This window comes from Actinomadura opuntiae, from assembly GCF_030283205.1.
Lineage (GTDB): Bacteria > Actinomycetota > Actinomycetes > Streptosporangiales > Streptosporangiaceae > Spirillospora.
On record NZ_JASNWF010000001.1, the window covers coordinates 392,967 to 411,294 of the forward strand.

Annotated in this window: 19 protein-coding genes and 1 CRISPR repeat array (1 of these 20 running past the window's edge); of the genes, 14 read left to right on the forward strand and 5 right to left on the reverse strand. The window is 68.7% G+C overall.

Annotated features, from left to right (window positions below):
• Positions 1 to 78 precede the first annotated feature (78 nt).
• From QP089_RS02105 to QP089_RS02120, 4 genes are all read right to left on the reverse strand, one after another.
• Positions 79 to 1,230: a site-specific integrase gene (locus QP089_RS02105; RefSeq protein WP_285909421.1), complete on the reverse strand. Its 1,152-nt coding sequence runs from the start codon at positions 1,228 to 1,230 to the stop codon at positions 79 to 81.
• Positions 1,231 to 1,535: 305 nt separating this feature from the next.
• Positions 1,536 to 1,706, reverse strand: coding sequence for a helix-turn-helix domain-containing protein (locus QP089_RS02110; RefSeq protein WP_285909422.1), 171 nt, complete (start codon positions 1,704 to 1,706; stop codon positions 1,536 to 1,538).
• Between the two features lie 94 nt (positions 1,707 to 1,800).
• A complete protein-coding gene (locus QP089_RS02115; protein ID WP_285909425.1) occupies positions 1,801 to 2,787 on the reverse strand; it encodes a C40 family peptidase in 987 nt (328 codons plus the stop codon).
• A gap of 27 nt (positions 2,788 to 2,814) precedes the next feature.
• Positions 2,815 to 3,129 (reverse strand): helix-turn-helix domain-containing protein, encoded by a 315-nt coding sequence (locus QP089_RS02120; protein ID WP_285909426.1) that lies wholly within the window; start codon positions 3,127 to 3,129, stop codon positions 2,815 to 2,817.
• A 280-nt stretch (positions 3,130 to 3,409) separates the two neighbouring features.
• On the opposite strand from QP089_RS02120, the gene QP089_RS02125 reads away from it, so the two are divergent.
• The 11 genes from QP089_RS02125 (at position 3,410) to QP089_RS02175 (ending at position 14,223) form a co-directional block, all read left to right on the forward strand.
• Positions 3,410 to 3,886, forward strand: coding sequence for a hypothetical protein (locus QP089_RS02125; protein WP_285909427.1), 477 nt, complete (start codon positions 3,410 to 3,412; stop codon positions 3,884 to 3,886).
• Positions 3,877 to 4,221, forward strand: coding sequence for a hypothetical protein (locus tag QP089_RS02130; RefSeq protein WP_285909429.1), 345 nt, complete (start codon positions 3,877 to 3,879; stop codon positions 4,219 to 4,221). Before QP089_RS02125 ends, QP089_RS02130 begins: the two co-directional genes overlap by 10 nt.
• Complete coding sequence (locus QP089_RS02135; protein WP_285909430.1) at positions 4,218 to 4,988, forward strand: DUF8175 domain-containg protein; 771 nt, start codon at positions 4,218 to 4,220, stop codon at positions 4,986 to 4,988. The genes QP089_RS02130 and QP089_RS02135 overlap by 4 nt, the downstream gene beginning before the upstream one ends.
• A complete protein-coding gene (locus QP089_RS02140) occupies positions 4,985 to 6,412 on the forward strand; it encodes a hypothetical protein (RefSeq protein WP_285909431.1) in 1,428 nt (475 codons plus the stop codon). The genes QP089_RS02135 and QP089_RS02140 overlap by 4 nt, the downstream gene beginning before the upstream one ends.
• Positions 6,402 to 7,877 (forward strand): SCO6880 family protein, encoded by a 1,476-nt coding sequence (locus QP089_RS02145; protein WP_285909432.1) that lies wholly within the window; start codon positions 6,402 to 6,404, stop codon positions 7,875 to 7,877. The genes QP089_RS02140 and QP089_RS02145 overlap by 11 nt, the downstream gene beginning before the upstream one ends.
• Before the next feature lie 40 nt (positions 7,878 to 7,917).
• Positions 7,918 to 9,339 carry a putative type IV secretion/conjugal transfer ATPase gene (locus tag QP089_RS02150; protein ID WP_285909433.1) on the forward strand — a complete coding sequence of 474 codons (1,422 nt, stop codon included), beginning with the start codon at positions 7,918 to 7,920 and terminating at the stop codon, positions 9,337 to 9,339.
• Positions 9,336 to 11,150: a type IV secretory system conjugative DNA transfer family protein gene (locus QP089_RS02155; protein WP_285909436.1), complete on the forward strand. Its 1,815-nt coding sequence runs from the start codon at positions 9,336 to 9,338 to the stop codon at positions 11,148 to 11,150. Before QP089_RS02150 ends, QP089_RS02155 begins: the two co-directional genes overlap by 4 nt.
• A 78-nt stretch (positions 11,151 to 11,228) precedes the next feature.
• On the forward strand, positions 11,229 to 11,633 hold the full coding sequence (locus tag QP089_RS02160; RefSeq protein WP_285909437.1) for a DUF4913 domain-containing protein: 405 nt from the start codon (positions 11,229 to 11,231) through the stop codon (positions 11,631 to 11,633).
• A 44-nt stretch (positions 11,634 to 11,677) separates the two neighbouring features.
• A complete protein-coding gene (locus tag QP089_RS02165) occupies positions 11,678 to 12,466 on the forward strand; it encodes a hypothetical protein (RefSeq protein WP_285909439.1) in 789 nt (262 codons plus the stop codon).
• 33 nt (positions 12,467 to 12,499) lie between these two features.
• Entirely contained in the window at positions 12,500 to 13,327 is an 828-nt protein-coding gene (locus QP089_RS02170) for a hypothetical protein (protein ID WP_285909441.1), read from the forward strand.
• Positions 13,328 to 13,374: 47 nt separating this feature from the next.
• The gene (locus tag QP089_RS02175; protein WP_285909443.1) at positions 13,375 to 14,223 is read left to right on the forward strand and encodes a hypothetical protein; all 849 of its coding nucleotides are present in this window, start codon (positions 13,375 to 13,377) and stop codon (positions 14,221 to 14,223) included.
• Here the strand turns inward: QP089_RS02175 and QP089_RS02180 are convergent.
• Entirely contained in the window at positions 14,213 to 14,659 is a 447-nt protein-coding gene (locus QP089_RS02180; RefSeq protein WP_285909444.1) for a hypothetical protein, read from the reverse strand. The genes QP089_RS02175 and QP089_RS02180 overlap by 11 nt on opposite strands.
• Positions 14,660 to 14,680: 21 nt before the next feature.
• On the opposite strand from QP089_RS02180, the gene QP089_RS02185 reads away from it, so the two are divergent.
• The 3 genes from QP089_RS02185 (at position 14,681) to QP089_RS02195 (ending at position 17,476) form a co-directional block, all read left to right on the forward strand.
• Positions 14,681 to 15,463, forward strand: coding sequence for a hypothetical protein (locus tag QP089_RS02185; RefSeq protein WP_285909445.1), 783 nt, complete (start codon positions 14,681 to 14,683; stop codon positions 15,461 to 15,463).
• Positions 15,464 to 15,586: 123 nt separating this feature from the next.
• On the forward strand, positions 15,587 to 15,970 hold the full coding sequence (locus QP089_RS02190) for a hypothetical protein (RefSeq protein WP_285909446.1): 384 nt from the start codon (positions 15,587 to 15,589) through the stop codon (positions 15,968 to 15,970).
• Positions 15,971 to 15,994: 24 nt separating this feature from the next.
• Positions 15,995 to 17,476 (forward strand): hypothetical protein, encoded by a 1,482-nt coding sequence (locus QP089_RS02195; protein WP_285909447.1) that lies wholly within the window; start codon positions 15,995 to 15,997, stop codon positions 17,474 to 17,476.
• 700 nt (positions 17,477 to 18,176) lie between these two features.
• Positions 18,177 to 18,328: direct repeats of the CRISPR family, unit length 29 nt; unit sequence GTGCTCCCCGCGCACGCGGGGATGGTCCC (it continues 243 nt past the right edge of the window).

Below are 18,328 nucleotides of genomic sequence, written 5' to 3' on the forward strand. Positions count from 1 at the left end.
ACGATTACCTGGGAGGTAATCCATCCACCCACGTCAGCCGACTATGACGACGGGAAGGGAGCCAACCGGGGAGCCAACTCAGGCAGACTTGCCACCTGGTGTCTCGAACCCGGTGTTGAAGATCGCGTCCATGATCTCGGCCCCACCCTTGATCACAGGCTTGAGCCGGTGCCGGTAGACGGTCTCGGTCGTCCGCGTGTCGGAGTGGCCGACGAGGTCCGCGATCCTCTCCACAGGGACGTCGTGATCGCTCAGCAGCGACACGAACGTGTGCCGCAGTTCGCGGGGTACCCAATGATCCCCGAGGCCGGCCGCCTTCGTGATCTTCTGGAACTCGCTTCGAACCTGGTTGGCATCCAGTGCCGACCCGTCCCGATGGCAGAACAGGAGATCATTCTCGCGCCAGGCCTGCCCCATGGCGAGTCGCTCGCTCGCCTGCCGCGCCTTGTGGGCCGCGAGAGCCGCTATGGCTACCTGAGCGATGCTCAGGCCTCGGCGCGACTTCCTCGTCTTCGTGCCGCCCCGATGTCGGTCTGCACGAAGGACGTAGACCGTTCCCTTGTCGAGATCGACGTCGGCCCACCGGAGCGTCCGCGCCTCTTCTGTCCTGATACCCGACATGAGACTCAGGATGACGTAGGCGCCGAGCCGCCATTTCGGATCTTGGGCAGTGACGACCAGTTTGGCGGCCTGCTCGAGAGAAAGGCTCTTGCTCTGGCGGCCGACGCACCCTTCGGGAGGATCCACGAGGGCGGCCACATTTCTCCCTACCCTGTCCCGCCGCTCCGCCATTCGGATCGAGCGAGTGAGCAGATTATGCGTTCGCCGGACAGTCTCGGTCGACTTCGTTTCGGCAATCACCCGAAGCATTTCCTCCACATGATCGGCATTGAGCTCCTTGAGCTTGATCCGGCCGATCTTGGGAATGACGTGATTCTTTGCGATCGAGTTATATACTTTGAGCGTATTCTCCGACCTGCCCTTGAGCCCATGAGCAAGGAAGTCGTTGACACACTGGGCTACTGTGTACTTTCCCTCAGTCTTGACCCCCTTGTCTAGATCCGCTACGGCTTCGATGAGCTTTCTTTTTACCTCTCCCTTGTTTCTAGCCTTCCTTTTTACGCGTTTGCGAACCCCGTCCGGACCGAACCCCAGCGAGATCGCACCCGTAAAGCCGTCTCCCTCCCGGTAGATCGTCCCCTCATATCTTCCGATGAGGATCTTCGCCATGCAACCCCTTCCCATGCCGGTCGAGGTAGGCGCCAATCGCCTTTCTGACGACCCATGACACGTCACGCTCCTGCGACTCGGCGTACGCGACGAGGCGCCTCTTGAACGCACCGTCCACGCGCACAGGAGGCAGAGTCGTCCTATCCTCGGACATATGAGCATTTTCCTCTCGTTCGTTTCGGAACTCTGCCACCTTGAGAGTCCGCTCGACTTGACGCAGCCGTCACCAAGCGGTACCTGGGGCCAAGGCTCCTGCACTCGACCCCAAGGTCCGCTCGGATGAATGTAGCACGCCGTTCTACACGTCAGCCTCCTTCTTCGAGAGAGGCGATGAAGTCAGCAAGATGCCGATCCGTGATCCGGCGAAGCTTGCCGATCTTGATGCTTCCGAGTTGCCCTGTCCTTATCAGAAAGTAGACTTTGTCCCGCCCGACATTGAGGATTTCGGCCACTTGTTCGACCGTATATGCCTGCATAATCACCTCCTCCCTTTTTGTGATTACATGCAGCTATAACCGAGTCTTATGCCCCACAGGGTTACTTGTGCTCCAAGCAGGCGTGCGGACCCGGTCAGGTTGAGCCATGGGTGGCACTGGGGCGGGTGGCGCCGATGTACTGGCGCTCGCGGTAGGGGTTGCCGGTGAATTGGGAGATGCGGACGACGTCGCCGGTTTGTGGGGCGTGGATCATCTGGCCGCGGCCGTAGTAGAGGCCGACGTGGTGGATGGTCGCCGGGTTGCGGGTGTTGGTGGCGAAGAAGAGCAGGTCGCCGGGGCGTAGTTGGGTGCGTGGGATGTGCGGGCCGGTGGTGTATTGGGCGGCGGCGATGCGGGGTAGTTGGATGCCGGCCTTGGCCCAGGCGTATTGGGTGAGGCCGGAGCAGTCGAACCCTTTGATCGCGGTGCCTTGGGCGATGCCGTAGCTGGGGCCTGTCGGGCCGCCGCCGCCCCAGGAGTAGGGGGTGCCGAGCCAGTGCAGCGCCGCGCGCACCGCGGTGGCGCCGCGTCCGCTGGCGGCGGCTGCGGGCGTGGGGGTGGCGTAGGCGGCGGCTTGATCAAGGACTTTGTGGACGTACCAGTCGGCGTGGTTGTACTGCCAGATCGCCTTGTAGAGGTGCCGGCCGCCGTGGCCGGCGTGGTTGGCGCACAGGTAGTGGGCGGCGCCGTGGATGGCGTCGGCGGGGTTGTAGCGGTCGGTGTGTCCGTCGTGGTCGCCGTCGACGCCGTAGGTGGCCCAGGTGCCGGCGAGGAACTGCATGGGGCCGGCGGCGCCGGCGCTGTTCTGTCCGGTGTGGACGCCGGGTGCGGTGGAGCGGCCGTGGTCGGACTCGATCTTGCCGATCGCGGCCAGGACGTTCCAGCCCAAGCCGGGGCAGGTGTGCGCGGCGTCGAGGTACCAGCGCAGGTACGCGGGCGGGATGTCGGCGCGGGCGAGCCGGGTCGGCGTCCCTGCCGCTGATCCGGCGCCGATGGCCGGGTCCTGGTGTCCGGCCAGGAGCAGGACGAGGCCGAGCGGGAGTGCCAGGACGGCGGCGCAGATGGTGGCGGCGGCCCTCACCGCGGGGGCCGCCGCGGGGGTGGGACGTTAGTCGGTGTCGGTGGTGGGGTGTTGGGCGCCGGTGCGGGCGCGGCGTTGGGCGCGGTATCCGGCGCCCTTCTTGGGCTGGTCGCTCGGGTTGGGCGGGTTTGGGTCATCGGCGGGGCCCCCGGGTTGGTGGTGGGGCTGCCGCAGCACTTCGCGGACTGCTTCCCAGGAGTAGCGGAAGTCCTTGCCGGTTTTGAGGGCGGGGATCTGCCCGGCGTTGGCCATCCGGCGGACGGTCTGGGGCGACAGGCCGAGTTTGGTCGCGAGTTCGGCGGTGGTGAGTACGTCGGGGTCGCGGCCGGGTGTGTCGGTCATCGCTGGGGCTCCTGGGGTTGCGGTCATGGTGCGGGTGGTCCTCTCGAGTGTGGCGGATTGGGTGCTGCGGTAGCGCGTTGTGGTGCAGTTGGCTTTGTGAAGAAGTTGTTTGGTGATGCTTGCGCTCCACCAGTCTGCCACTTACTGTAATCACTCATCAACCCAGAGCAACGATTCGAGGGTATGGGTGAGTCTTCGCCAAACCAGAACGATCCGCCCGGAACCGCTCCCAGGACCGGGCGCAAGGGCAGGCCTGGCACCAGAGGCGCTGGATGTGGTGGTGGCCGGTGCGCACGGCGGCGCCGGAACGTCCACGCTGGCGGCGCTGCTGCCGACCGCGTGGGACATGGGCTCGATCGAGTCGCTGCTGGAGCTGGACTGCGCACCACTGGACGCCAAAGGACGGCCGATCGTGCTGGCGGTCCGCAACACCGCGACGGCGGCCAAGCGCGCGACCACGGCGATCGGAGTCCTGCGCGAGTGGGACGAGCGGGTGGCGGCGCTGGCGATCGTCAGCGATGGCGGCCCGGAGTCGCGCGACGCCACCGCCCGGTTCGCGCTGCTCCAGGCTCGCGTCGGCGGCATCGTACGCATCCCGCACATCCGCCAGCTGCGCCTGGCCGAGGACCCGACCGAGGTCGTCCTGCCCGGTAAGGCCCGACACGCCATCGACCAGCTCCGACGCCTGGTCGACAGCCCAGGTGACGGCGCTGCGGCGCATCGTGGGCAGCGCCGCGGGGAGGTGGGATGTCGCTGACTTTCCTCGTTCTCCGCGCGGCTCAGGTCGGTCGGCTGCTGGAGGAGCCGTGGCGGCTGCGGCCGCAGGACGGTCTGGGAGTGCCGGTGCCCAATCCGCCGCCGGCGCCGCCGCCGGGGCTGGACGCCAAGATGAACACGCTGCTGTCGTGGGGCAAGTGGGGCGTGCTGATCTGCGGCGTCGCCGGACTGTTCATCTGCGCCGGGCAGATGGCCATCGGCCGCAAGAACCGCTCCACCTTCGCCGCCGACGGCGCCACCGGCATCCCCTGGGTACTGGGCGGCCTCAGCCTGGCCGCCACCGCGGCCCCCATCGTCGAGGTGTTCTTCAAATGACCCGACTCCCTCGCATCACACGGCCGCGCAAGACGGACGCAGCCGGCTCATCGGCGCGGCGCACCGGCGGATTGGTCCTCGCCGCGATCGTTGGCGGCGGCCTCGTGGGCGTCGCCACGCACCTGACGCTCCCCGCACCCGATCCGACCCCGCACATCCCCCAGACATCCACCCCTCCCCCTCCCTCGGACAGGCGGGTGGTGGCCGCTCCGCCCGTGTCGTTCGCCGGGATGACCTGGCGCGACTACCACGGCGTCACCCTCCCCTACTCCGCTGCGGAAGGGCCGCGCGACACCAGTGGTGATCTGGCGGCCAGGTTCGCTCGGACACCGTCGGGGGCGCTGCTGGCCGCGGTGCATGTCGCGGTTCGCGCCAACGCCCAGTGGGGTCCAAAAGTATTCGAGCCGACCATCACCAAGCAGGTCATCGGCCCGGACGCCTCCACTCTGCTGGCCGCAACACAGCAGCTGTACGACAAGCGCCGAGGGAAGCTGCGGGACGGTGTGGCGCTGGGGCGCGCATACGTGGTGCTGGAAGGTTTCCGCTGGCAGGGCTACTCTGCCGACACCGCCAGCCTCGACGTCGTGTCCGCAGGCCCCGGCGACAGCGACATGACCGTGCGGGCCGTCACCCGCATCCAGCTGCAATGGCAGAACAACGACTGGCGCGTCATCGCCCCGCCCGGCGGGACATGGGGTGGCGCAGCAGCCTCCATCACCTCCGCCGACGGCTACGTCCGCTTTCCGAACGGAGGCGCCGGCTCATGATGATGCTCGTTTCAGTCCCCTGGGATCCGTGCTCGTCGGTGCTGGATCCGGGCTGCGTGCAGACGGTCGACAACGACGACCACCCTTGGGGCCCACCGATGCCCGACATCCCCGGCGAGATCGGCAGCAACGCCCTGGACGATGCGGCCAAGGCGTTCCAGTCCGCCGTCGGGTGGCTGATCTCCCACACCGCGTCCTGGTGGGTGAAGACGCCCTCACCGAACCTGGAGACCGAGCCGGCCATCGGATACCTGCAGCAACTGGTGCAGCCGTTGACGATCGCGGTCGCGGTGCTGGCGCTGCTGGTGGTCGCCGGGAAGATGGCACTGACCCGCAAGGCCAACCCTGCCCTGGACGCCGGCCGGGGGCTGGTGGTGCTGGCGGTGGTCACCGCGATCGGGACGGTGCTGCCGAACCTACTGCTGCAGTGGGGCGACCAGTGGTGCGGCTGGGTGCTGGACGCCTCGTCCCACGGCGGCTTCGCCAAGCGGATGGCCGAGATCGTCCTCATCCCGACCGGTACGCCCGCGGCGCTGGTGCTGGTGCTGTGCCTGGTGGCGCTGTTCATCGGGATCATCCAGGCGCTGTTGCTTTTGTTCCGCGGTGCCGCCCTGGTCATCCTGGCCGGGCTGCTGCCGCTGGCCGCCGCCGGAGGCATAACCGCCGCGACAAAGTCGTGGCTGACCCGCGTCGGGGGCTGGACGCTCGCGCTCATCTTCTACAAGCCCGCCGCCGCAGCGGTGTACGCGACCGCGTTCACCCTCATCGGAAGAGGCAAGAGCCTGCACTCGGTGCTGATGGGGTTCGCGATGATGCTGATCAGCCTGATCGCGTTCCCAGTGCTGCTGAAGTTCTTCACCTGGACCACCGGCGGCACCGAGTCAAGCAGCGGCGGCGGCATCCTCGGCGCGCTCATGGGCGGCGCCACCGCGCTCGGCGCCCTGCGCGGATACGGCGCGGCCAGCGGCTCTGCCGGTAGAGGGCGCGGCGCGGCCGGCGAGCACGCCGACTACCTCAGCCAGCAACTCGGCGACCACCACACCACCCCGCCCGGCGACGAGCCGCCCGCGCAGCCATCGCCCGACCAGCAGCAGACACCCTCTGGCGGCGCGGCACACCCCGGCTCTCCCGATTCCTCGGTACCCGATTCGAGCGCGCCGTCGGGTAGCGCTCAGCCAGGCGCGGAGCACTCCGCGATGGCAGGACAGACAACATCAGGCGCGAACCGCGGTAGCTGGGCGGGCCCGGACGGCGGCCACGGCGAACCCGTGGGGCCGACGACGGTGAAGACGGCCGATCGCGAACGGCACCGCGGGGAGGACACGCTGCGCTGGATGGGCAACCCCACCGGCTCCACGGACATAGGAGGCTCCGGCGGCCCGTCGGGCGCGGCCGGTAAAGGGGGTGGTGCAGGTGGGGCATGACATCCGCACCTACGGTGGCTGGCGGCGCCGGCACGGCATCGGGTTGCTCGGGCTGGACACCACCGCGACCTTCCTCGCCCTGGGTGCAGCGATGCTGCTGGTCCTGGTCGCCGCGACCGTCCCTACCGCGCTCATCTACCTGCTTCCGCCCACCGCGTTGGTCGGCGGGCTGGGTCTGATCCGGGTCGGTGGCGTGCCGGTCGGGCGGCTGATGGTGGCGCGATGCCGGTGGCGCTGGGCGGTACTGCGCGGCCATAACCGCTACCGCGCCGGCGTTGTCATCGACCATCCGCGGGCCTTCCAGCTGCCCGGTGTGCTCGCGCCGTTGACGCTGTTGAGTGCCGAGGACGGGTACGGCGGCCGGTACGGGATCGTGTGGGACCGCCGTACCGGCCTGCTCACCGCCACGCTGCGGGTGGTGCCGGCCTCGACCTGGCTGGCCGACCGCACCGACGCCGACACCTGGGTCGCGGCCTGGGGCGGCTGGCTCGCCGCCCTCGGCCACATGCCCGCCATCCGCTGGGTGACGGTCACCATCGACACCGCGCCGGAGCCCGGCTCGACTCTCGCCGACGCCGTCGACCAAGCCGTCATCGCGACGGCACCGAAAGCGGCTCGGAACATCATGAACGAACTCGTCCGGACGGCCCCGGCCGCGGCGGCGGATGTCGACACTCGCGTCTCGGTCACTTTCGATCCCAAGGCCTCGGCTGCGTCCCCCAAGGATCTGTTCGAGGCGGTCGCCGAGCTCGGCCGTGCGCTGGACGGACTGGCGTCCCGGCTCGGCGGCTGCGGCGTCTCCGTCCAAGGACGCGCCACCGCAGCGGAGATCGCCGGCACGGTCCGGACCGCGTTCGACCCGAACGCCCGCGGCGACGTCAACCGACTACTGACCAGCACCCGAGCCGACGAGGCTTTGACCTGGTGTGATGCGGGCCCCATCGCCGCGACCGAGTACACCGGCCACTACGAGCACGACGGCGGGCAGTCGGTGAGCTGGGCCTGGCATGAACCGCCCCGCCAAAACGTCCGCTCCGACGTCCTGGCCCGCCTGGTCGCGCCCGGCCCGTTCCCCAAACGCGTCACCCTGCAATACCGGGCGCTGCCCGCTGCGGCTGCGAGCCGTGTCCTGCAGCAGGAGGTGAACGCGGCGGCGTTCCGCGCCCAGTTCCGGCGCCGCACCGGACGGGACGAGACCGCCCGCGACAGCTGGGACTCGGCGCGCGCCCGCCAAGCCGCCGCCGAGGAGGCAATGGGCGCCGGGGTGTGCCTGGTGTCGATGTACGCCACCGTCACCACCACCGACCCCGCGCAGCTCCGCCGCGCCGTCGCGCACGTCGAGGCCTCCGCCGACGCCGCCAAGATCCGGCTGCGGCGGCTGTGGGGCAGCCAGGCCGCCGGGTTCGCCACCACCCTGCCGTGCGGCATCTGCCCACCCGAACTCTCCCACCGCCTCCTCCACTGAACCGGAGATCACTCTGTTGTCCAACGTCGAAGCACAAGCCATGTCCGAACCGCTCGCCCCGCCATGGGGCTGGCGCGGCGCGGGCACCGGACGCGCCGCCCACATCGAACCCGCACCCGAATACCAGGCCACCACCAGCCAGGTCTGCGGCCTCTACCCCTTCACCGCCGGCTCCGGCACGCCCACCGTCGGGACTCCAGTCGGTCGGCACCAACTCTGGGGCGAGGTGGTCTGCCTCGACCCGCTGGCGTGGCTGCGCGAGGGACTGGTGACCAACCCCGGCATGTTCGTCCTCGGGCAACCCGGCACCGGGAAATCCACGCTGGTGAAGCGGCTGGTCACCGGGGCCGTCGCCACCGGCACCACCCCGATCATCCTGGGCGACACCAAGCCCGACTACAGCCGGCTGGTCGACTACCTCGGCGGACAGGTCATCCGGGTCGGCCGCGGTGTCGACCGCATCAACCCTCTCGACGCCGGCCCGCTGGACGAAGCACGACGACGTCTCACTGGGGCCGACGCCGAGACACTGCGGTGGGAAGTCCGCTCACGCCGGCTGTCGTTACTGCTGGCGCTGGCGACTCTCGTCCGCGAGGCCCGCATCACCAACGCCGAAGAAGTCGTCCTCGGCCGCGCCATCGACCTGCTGGACGACCGCCTGGACCACGAACCCACCATCCCCGACGTCCTGCACATCCTGGAACAAGGCCCCCACGAGCTGCGGGCGGCGACCCGCACCGACACCGGCGACTCCTACCGCGCCCAGACCCGCGACCTGGTCTTCACCCTCGACCTGCTCATCTCCGGCTCCCTTGCCGGCGTCTTCGACGCCGCCACCACCCGGCAGCTCAACCTGGACGCAGCCGCGATCAGCGTCGACATCTCCCGCGTCCGCGCCGCCGGCGACAAGCTGCTCACCGCGGCGATGCTGTGCACCTGGGCCTATGCCTTCGGCATGGTCGACGCCGCCACCGCCCTGGCCGACCTGGGTGCCGCACCGCGGCGCTCCTACCTGGGCGTCATGGACGAACTCTGGCGCGCACTACGCGGCGCACCCGGCCTGGTGGAGCACGCCGACGCCCTCACCCGTCTCAACCGCGCCAAGGGCATGGCCTCCATCATGATCACCCACTCGCTCGCCGACCTGGACGCCCTGGCCACCGAGGAAGACCGCGCCAAAGCCAAGGGCTTCGCCGACCGCTCCGCCATCACCGTCCTGGCCGGCCTGCCACCCCGCGAGCTGGCTCGCGTCCATGAGATCACCCCGCTCACCGGTCCCGAGCAGCAGCTCGTCACCTCCTGGTCGGCGCCCGACTCCTGGCAGCCCGGCGCGCGGCATCCGGGTCGCGGCAAGTACCTGATCAAGACCGGCGAACGCCTCGGCATCCCCGTGGAGCTGTCGCTCGTGGGCCCCGAGGCTTACCTCTACGACACCGACCAGGCCATCCGGGCGACCGCATGACCCGAGCCCTCGGGCCCCGCGCCTCGATCCTCGACACCAACGCCGGCGCGGCCTGGCTCGTCCTGGCCGGTTGCTGGTCGCCGGTCGGCGCGCTGGCGCTGGTGTGGGCGTCGGCGAAGCTGGCCGCGACCGCTGCCGGCGGCGGCGTCGCACCGTTCGGCACTGACTTCGCCCTCGCCCTTGCCCGGCGCCAGTTCCAGCGTGCCTGGCCAGGAACTCCAACGCCGCTCGTCCTGCTCGTCCTCATGCTGTTGCTCGCCGCCCTCGGCAGCGCCATATGGATGGCCTGGCGGCGCATCGCAGAACGTCTCCCGCAGCCCGGCGACGCCGTCGCCGCGCTCGCCGACAACCCTGGCCTCACCGAACTTCAACCGTCCGCGACCGCGAAACAGGCCGTCGCCTTGCGCCGCTCCCTCACCGCCCCACCAGGGCAGCTCGACTACGAGGACATCGGTCTGGTCCTTGGAGATGTTCTGCTGCCCGGGGAGCGAGGCGGGCCGACTCTGTTCGCCTCGTTCGAGGACACAGTGGTCGCCTTCATGGCGCCCCGCTCGGGCAAGACGACCACCCAGTCGATCCCGCATGTGCTGTCGGCGCCGGGGCCGGTCATCGCCACCAGCAACAAAGCCGACCTGTGGGCCGCCATCTCCACCGTCCGCGCCGACCGCGCCAACGGGCGGACCTGGTTGTTCGACCCGCAGCACATCACCTACCAACCGCAGACCTGGTGGTGGAACCCGCTCGCCGGCCTGTCCACCGTCGAGGACGCCCACCGTCTGGCCGGGCATTTCGTCCTGACCGTCGACGACGGCCAGAAGAAGGACCTGTGGGGACCGGCTGCCCAGGACCTGCTGTGCGCGCTGTTCCTGGCCGCCGCCACCTCCGGCCGCTCCCTGCACCACGTCGCCCAATGGCTGGACGAACCCGCCGTGCCCACCCCCATCGAGCTTCTGCAAGAGGCCGGGTTCCAGCTGATGGCTTCGTCGTTGAAGGGCACGCAGAACGGTGCGGTCGAGACGCGTGACGGGATCTACCAGACCGCGCGCACCGCCGCCAAAGCCCTGCGCGACCAGGAGATCCTCGCCTGGGTCACCCCCGCCCGCGACCTGCCCGTCTTCGACCCGCACGCCTTCGCCGGCACCCGCGACACCCTCTACCTGCTGTCCAAATCCCTGTCGGCGGCGGCGCCGCTGATCGCCGCGCTCACCGACACCACCATGCGCGCCGCCGAACGCCGCGCCGAACAAGCAGGCGGACGCCTCGACCCGCCCCTGATCGTCGCGCTCGATGAGGCCGCCAACATCTGCCGCATCGCCGACCTCCCCCAGTTGTACTCCCACCTCGGATCACGCGGCATCATCCCCGTCACCATCCTGCAAAGCTACGAACAGGGCGTCACCGTCTGGGGCGAACCCGGCATGGCCGCACTGTGGGGAGCCGCCACCCGCAAACTCATCGGCGCCGGCATCGACTCACCCCGCCTCGTCCGCGACCTGGCCACCCTCATAGGCCAACACGACGTCCCCGTCCGCTCCATCACCTACAACGACGGACGCGCCAGCGAACAGATCTCCCTGCGCCGCCAGGACATCCTCGACGCCGCCGACATCCGCGCCCTCCCCAAAGGCACCGCACTCCTGCTGGCCACCGGCACCAAACCCGCCCTCATCCGCCTGCGCCCCTGGTACCGCGGCCCCCACGCCGCCGCCATCAACAACGCCATCCGTACCGCCGACACCGCCATCGCCGAAGCCGCACGCCGCCACCACGCCCAGCCCGAACGATCTCGACTGCCAGAAGTTGACGCCTAGCTCCGCGTCTTGCTGCCCGAGGAATCCGCCCAGAGACGTGACGTCGTCATGCCCGACTCCACAGTTCAGGAGGCCCAAGTGCCAGTCGAAGACACCTCAGCCAACCCCGAAGGAGAGAAGCTCAAGCCGCTGTACCCCAGCCTGACCAGCTGGGTGACCACCCACTTCGTCCCCATGTACCGCCGCACCCTCGGCGGCGAGTTCCGCTGGTGCGCCCAATGGTGGCACCACGGCGAAGCGATCTCCCGCCTCACCGCCCTCTGGTACGCCTGGGAAGCCATGCGCCTACAAGGCGCCACCGGCATGGCCCTGTGGTACCGCGACCACCTCGACCACCAACTCCCCGTCCTCCTCGGCCCCCGCGGCCCCTTCTACCAATGCACCGAAAACGAACACCTCACCCCACACGAAGCACGCGTCGCCCCCGTCCCCGACGGCTGGCTCGGCCCCGACCAAGACCTCTCCCTCCCAGCCGAGGCCTGACCGAAGCCCCTCACCACCGTCCCCGCCGCTGACTGGAGACCCACATGCCCGAGCGCATGGAAGCTACCGCGCTCGCACTGGACGCCTATGAACAGCACCTGTTCGGCGATCTGGCCAATGGCCACCGCAACGACCACGCCGAGGCCGAAGGCCTCCTGCACTCCCTCGTCGCCGACCTCATCCGCTACGGCGAAGGTAACCGCCTCGACGTCGTCGACCTGTTAGACGCCCTCGTCCAAGCCCGCATCGACCGTGGCGGCGCCCTTACCAACCCGCGCTTTAGCTTCCGCATCGACTCCGAGGTCCAGTTCCGTGACCGCAACGCCGACCTCCATCGCGGCTTCATCACCGAGCTGAAATCGAGAGGTCCCGGACGCGACACCAACTGTGCGATCCGCATCCCCGGTATGCCCGAGCCTCGTCACCTCGCCTCCTCGGAGCTGGAGCCGGCCACCCGGATGGCGCCGATCTCGACCCGGACCGCCGGCACCGTCTTCTCCGCCCAGGCAGCGGAGCGGACCCTCATCAGCATGCTCATCGGCCTGCGCACCGACCACGACACCCCGGGCCCCGATGAGCGGCTGCTCGCCGACTTGGCCGAGCTGGCCACGGCGCTGGCCGTCTGGTCCGGCACCAGCGCCGATCAGGTCCTCCGCCACCTGCGCCACCACGCCGACCAGCACACCGCACACGACTGGCCCTCCGCGGCGCGCTGCGCTGCGGCCGCGTTCCCCAACGACATCGCCGCTGACCTCGCCCGCGAACCGCTCCCCCGCCCCGCAGCCACCCGTCCGGCTTCAGGCAGGCCCGAGGCTCGACCACGCCTGAAGTGACCCGCACCGCCTGCTTCCCACGGAGGTACCTGGATGCCTGATCCCGGTGATGCCGTCGCCGCCGCGCTCGACGCCTACCAGCGCGAGATCCTGCCCCCCGACGCTCCCAGCCACCGCACCGACGCATCGCTGGCCGAGGCACTCGTCCAATCGTTGATCGAGCAGCTCGCTCGCTACGCCGCCCAGCACGGCCTGGAAGTCCATGACACACTCGAGGAACTGCATCAGCGCAGCATCGACCGCAGCGGAACCGGCGCCGACCCCGTCCGCGATTTCCGGCTCGGTGCCCAAGTGCAGTTCCGCCAACAGCAGACCGCTACCGGAGCCACGCCGCGGTACCCGCGTTGGCGCGGCTTCATCACTTCCCTCACCGAAGCGCCAGGCGGCGATGCCCGGTGCACGGTCCGGGTACCGGCCGTCGCCAACAGGGTGCACGCGACCGCGTCCGAGCTCGAACCGGCCGACTCGCTCCTGCCGGTCGCCACGCGAACAGCTGGGGTCGTTCATCATGCGCGCGATGCCGAGGAGACGATCATCGCCCTCGCCGCCTGGCTCGAGCGCAACGCCGACACTGGCCTGGTCACCTACCAGGAAAAGCTGGACGACGTAGCACGGCTGACGAGGGCCCTGGCGAGCTGGTCCGGCGGCAGTCCCGCAAGGATCACCCGCCACCTTCCCGCACGCCTCCCGAACACAGCCCGGCCAACAGGCTCACCACCCGCCGACAGCACGGGGCTGGCTCCGGCCGCCCGGCTGGCCGCGACGGGGTTCCCGCAAGACCCAACACCAAGCCGACCGGACGACCCGGCTCCCGTGACCAGGCTGCCGGACCGATCCAAGCGGCGCCCGCGCCGTCCCTAGGGCACCGCAGCGCCCGCCGCACAAGCCACCGACCCGATGGAGGTCGTATGACCGAAGCCGGTGCCGAAGAGTTCGCCGAGTTCGGGGCCGCAGCTCTGGATGCTTTCCAAGCCCTCTTCGAGCAGACCGAGCACCTCGACCACCGGACCAACGATGAGGACGCACGCGAGCTGATCAGCGACCTGCTGGTCGACCTGATGCACTACACCGAACGACGCGGAATCGAGTTCAACGACATCGCCGCCCAAGCACAGGCCTACTACGACACCGAACGCGACAACAGCAACGCCTTCGCCATCGGCTCGACCGTCCAACTCGAAGGTCCCGCTGCCGACGAGGCCGTCTTGTTGGGGCAGCCGACCCGGGGCAGCGTCACCGGCGTCTTCGTCTCCCACCAAGGCCAGACCGAGTACTACGTGCACTTCCTCGGACAGACCACGAACCAGCCCGTCCTCGCCGCCGACCTGGAACCCGCACCGCCCTTCCCCGCCACGACCACAACACAAGGAGCCGTCAACGACCCGCTCAAGGCCGAGCAACTCCTGGTTGAGACGGCCACGCGCATCGCCATGGCGGACATCCACGGCAGGCAACCCAGCCCAGACGACCTGCAAGACCACCGAATCCTGCTCGACAGACTCACCACCTGGAACAACATGCCCGAGCGCGACGTCACCGACCTGCTCCTCAGCAGGCTCGCAAAGAGCGTGAACGCGGCAGAGCCGAACAATCTCGAACAGGCTGCACCTCCGCAACCGGCTGAGAACCTCACGCCGGCCCAGCTCGCCGCCCAAGCATTCCCCGTGCCTCTGACCGACGGCATCACCGACGCGCGGAAGCCACCCACGCCCCGCCCAGCCAGCTCTCCGCAAACGCCGCCAGGCCTCACGCGCTGACCGGCCGCACCGACAGGCCTCGATCAATGATGACCTCACGGAGGATCCGCTGAACCACCAGTTCCACTACCTCACCCGACAGATCAAAGCCGCCGACTCCATCCCCACCCTTCTCACGTCCGCCTTCATCGGGCTGGACCTGATCGAACGGGTCACGACCGTCCTGCCCGACATCGGCACCGACCAGGCCGGTCCCGGCAACGAGACCGCGCTCGTCGAGGCCACCGACGCCTGGTGGGCACTGACGGAAGCTCCCACCCTCGGCTGGCCCACCGGCACACCCACGACCACAGACGACGCCCGGCGCCTCGCCGGGGCGATCGCCGCCTTCGTGCTGGTGGTCACCGAGGCGATGCTTAACGTCGCCTCCAAGTCCACCGACCCGAGCGACCGCGTGGCCTGCCTGCAGGCTGCACACCACGCCGGCCGCCTGCACGCGGCGCTGAGGTAGGCCCCGATGGCCGACGACCTCAACGCCACGCAACTGGCCCGCGCCACCCGCATCATGCAGACCTACGAGCAGCGCGCCTTCCCAGGTGGCAGCTCACTGCTCAACCGCGACCCGCTCTATGCCCAGGCCCTGCTCAGCGCCCTGATCAACGACCTGGAGCACTACGCCACTCAGCACAACCTCAATTTCACCGAGATCATCATCAGCGGCCGCACCATCAACCCGCAGAACCCCACTGAGACCGACGCCGCGGCTCCGCACAAGGTCGGCGACGAAGTCCGCCTCCTCCGGCACGGCGACCGGTGCGGCACCATCGTCGGCTGGACCAACAGCAGATCCGAAACCGAGACGACCTTCCTGGTCGAGGTCCCCGGCATCCCTGCCATTCTCGCCGCACCGGCCGCCCACCTGGCGCCGGCGCCGCCCTTCCCGCGGACGGCAACGGCCCTAGGCATGATCACCCACGCCGACGAAGCCGAACGCGCTTACACCACTCTCGCGAGCCGCCACGCCGCCACGGCGTCCGACCGCGCCGCCGCAAGACGCGACTGCGACAACCTGATCGAGGCGCTCAGCTCCTGGTCAGGCGTCCCCGCGCACCAACTACGCCCGGAACTCGACCCCAAACCACCACCACCGGCTCCCAGCGGCCATCCACGCGACACCGCAGCCGCCGCCCGGGACTTCCCGTACGACCTCACCCAAGGCATCCCGCCCGCATCAGAACCGAACCCGAATCCCCCCACCAAGCAGACAAAGCCCCGCCAGGGCCCCAACCGAGCCTCCTGACACCCGCCAGGAGCCCCAGATGCGCAAGCCCGCTCTCCGCCAACACGGCCACGCCCGGATCCGTCCCGGCCCAGCACGCCCGACGCCGCACCAGTCCCAACCGCTCGGACCAAGGACCAGCAGATGACTCACGACCGCGAGCACGCCCAAGTCCGCCAGACCTGGTTCACCGAACTCCTCACCACCGCCTTGGCCGATCTGGCCCACGCCGAACGCGTCATCACCGCCTTCGCCGCCCAGGAACCCGACGGCTTCATCGCCTGGGGCATGGCCGAAGGTGAAGCCATCCAAGCCCACCGCGCCCTACGCCAAGCCCCATCCCTGCATGCCGCCGCGCCCACCGACCACAACACCGCCAACGCGACCGCCGACGCCCTGTTCGAACTCGCAAGCAAGGTCTCCCAGAGCCTGGTGCGCGCCGCCGAACTGGCCAGCGACCCCGACGACAAGATGGCCTGCCTGCAAGCAGCCCTGCACGCCGCCCGGCTCCGCGAAGCCCTCCGGTAGCCGCCCGTGGTCACCTTCGGAGAGATGACCGCACTCGCCAACGAACACCTCACCGACCTCAAAAAGGCCGTCCACGAGCCCGACATCGCCCACCAAGCCACACACCCCGCCGTCCGCGCCGAACTCTCCCAACTGGCCCACGTCCTGGTCCGCTACCACGACCAGATCGCCACCGGATTCGGCGTCCCGCACACCCAAGACCACGGCGTGCGGGACGCCGCCCACCGCGCCGCCGCCCTCATTACCCACGCCGAACAACTCCTCGGCCCCCGCCCCACCACCCAAACACCCGAAACCGTCCTCGCCGAAAAAGTCCGCTGCGTTTCCCTGGCCCTCGGCTGCGGCCTCGACCTGCTCGCCTCCCACAGCCCGACCGCCCTCACCGAGACCATCTCGCCAGACGCACCCACCATCGCCGCCACCGACACCGCCCGCGCTCTACTGCACCAACTCAGCGACCACGTCGCCACCGTCGCCCACCTGGCCAGACACACCGGCGACCCATCAGACGCGGCCAGCCGACCGCTCCTGACCGCCGCCGTCCTGTCCCGAGTGTCCGGCAAGAACCAACGGCCACCGATCAACCCCATCCCGCTGCACCACATCCCTGGACGGATCCCACCCCAGGTCGGCGAAAACCTCACCGAGGCCCTCACCGGGATCAGCGCGAGCATCCAACGCCTCAACAAACCCACCACACCCGATTCGACCACCACCTGGCGCTACCTTGCGCGCGCGGCCGCCATAATCTGCGACCTCAACAGCAAAACCGTTCTCAACCTCACTCGCCGAATGGAAGAACTCAACGAGCAGCACCACATCTCCAGCCTCAAACAAGTCACCCAATCCATCAGAAAAACGAGCGGACGATGGAAAGCGATCACGCGACGCTGGGACACCTACAACGACTTCGGCCACCCCGCCACCGGCCTCGCCACCGACGCCAGCGATCTGATCATCCGCCTCGGCCGACTCATCCACACGGACCCCGTCTGGACACCCAGCCCACGCGCCTCCTACCAGGTCAAAGCACCAGCAGAACTCGCCCCCACCACCACCGACGCCGCACGCATCGCAACAGTGGCCCTCAAAGCCTTCGAGGCCTGCAACATCATTGCCGCACACCACCGAACCGCCATCAACGACCTCGCCGTCATCGGCGTCCTACAACAGCAACAACAACACCCCACCTTTACTCCGCGCGTCCCCGCATCCATCCACCGCCTCCTCGACCTCTACGAATCCACAGAGGCTCAGGGCATCGAAACGGTAACCAGCCTCGGACGCACCATCCAGGCCCTCGCCTCCCATACTCCGAACGCCATCGACGAAGCCCACCTCATCATCCGTCGAGCAATCTCGAAAGTCGAACTCGGTCCAGAGAGTATTGCTGCCACCGATTTCCCAATCCCTATCACCGGATGTCTTACCGAGGTCCGACCTAACCCCAGAAAAGCATCACAAAATCACAAGGCACCCAAACCACAAAGACCGTCAACCCCCTGACGAGCACCGAGGGCCCAGCCAGAGAAGGCCATGGCCTGACACGAACTCAACGCTCTTCAGCAAACCTATTATCCGGCGCTCACTTCTACCTCGGCGCGCACCTGGCCCGGACCAACCTCCGCCATTCTCTGGAAATCCACACCCGCGAGAAGCTCACACTTGAGGTCGCAGCTCCAACCAGTCGGGCTTGGCCAGATGAACCCTGGGCCGACGATCACCCGCCCTGCCTGACACCCCTTGCCATTTCCGCCAGTCAGCTATATCCGCCCAGTGTTTCCCAAGTACGGCTAGCTCCTGAGACCGGCCTCGCCGAGATCTTCGGCGCTGCGAAGTGGAGTGAGCGTCACTGTGTACGACCACCTGCACCATGCTAGAGAACAATCCCCGCGTGCACAGGGAGTACCGTAGTACTCACCTGACCTGCGCCTTAAGATGGGGACGATCCCCGGGTGCGCGGGGAGCACGAAGGAAACCCGACGATCACCGCCAAGCCCCCGCCACGGGCTGGAGCAAGGCCGCTAAAACGGCGCCGCGACGGCCGACGCCGACGAGCGCTGGAGTACACCACCATTTACGTGACCCGACGCGCGTCGCTGCCTGCTTCATTGAAGGACCTCGCACAAGAATGCCCGAAATATCCAACTCTCAAGAAGTGATGTATTTTGAGCCTCTGCCCGCATAGAGCCGCAGGTCGGGCAGGGTGCTCCCCGCGCACGCGGGGATGGTCCCTTCAACGAGATCTCCGGCGAGGCGATCCGGCTGTGCTCCCCGCGCACGCGGGGATGGTCCCCATTGCGCGGGCTGCCTGATGATCTCGCTTGGGTGCTCCCCGCGCACGCGGGGATGGTCCCT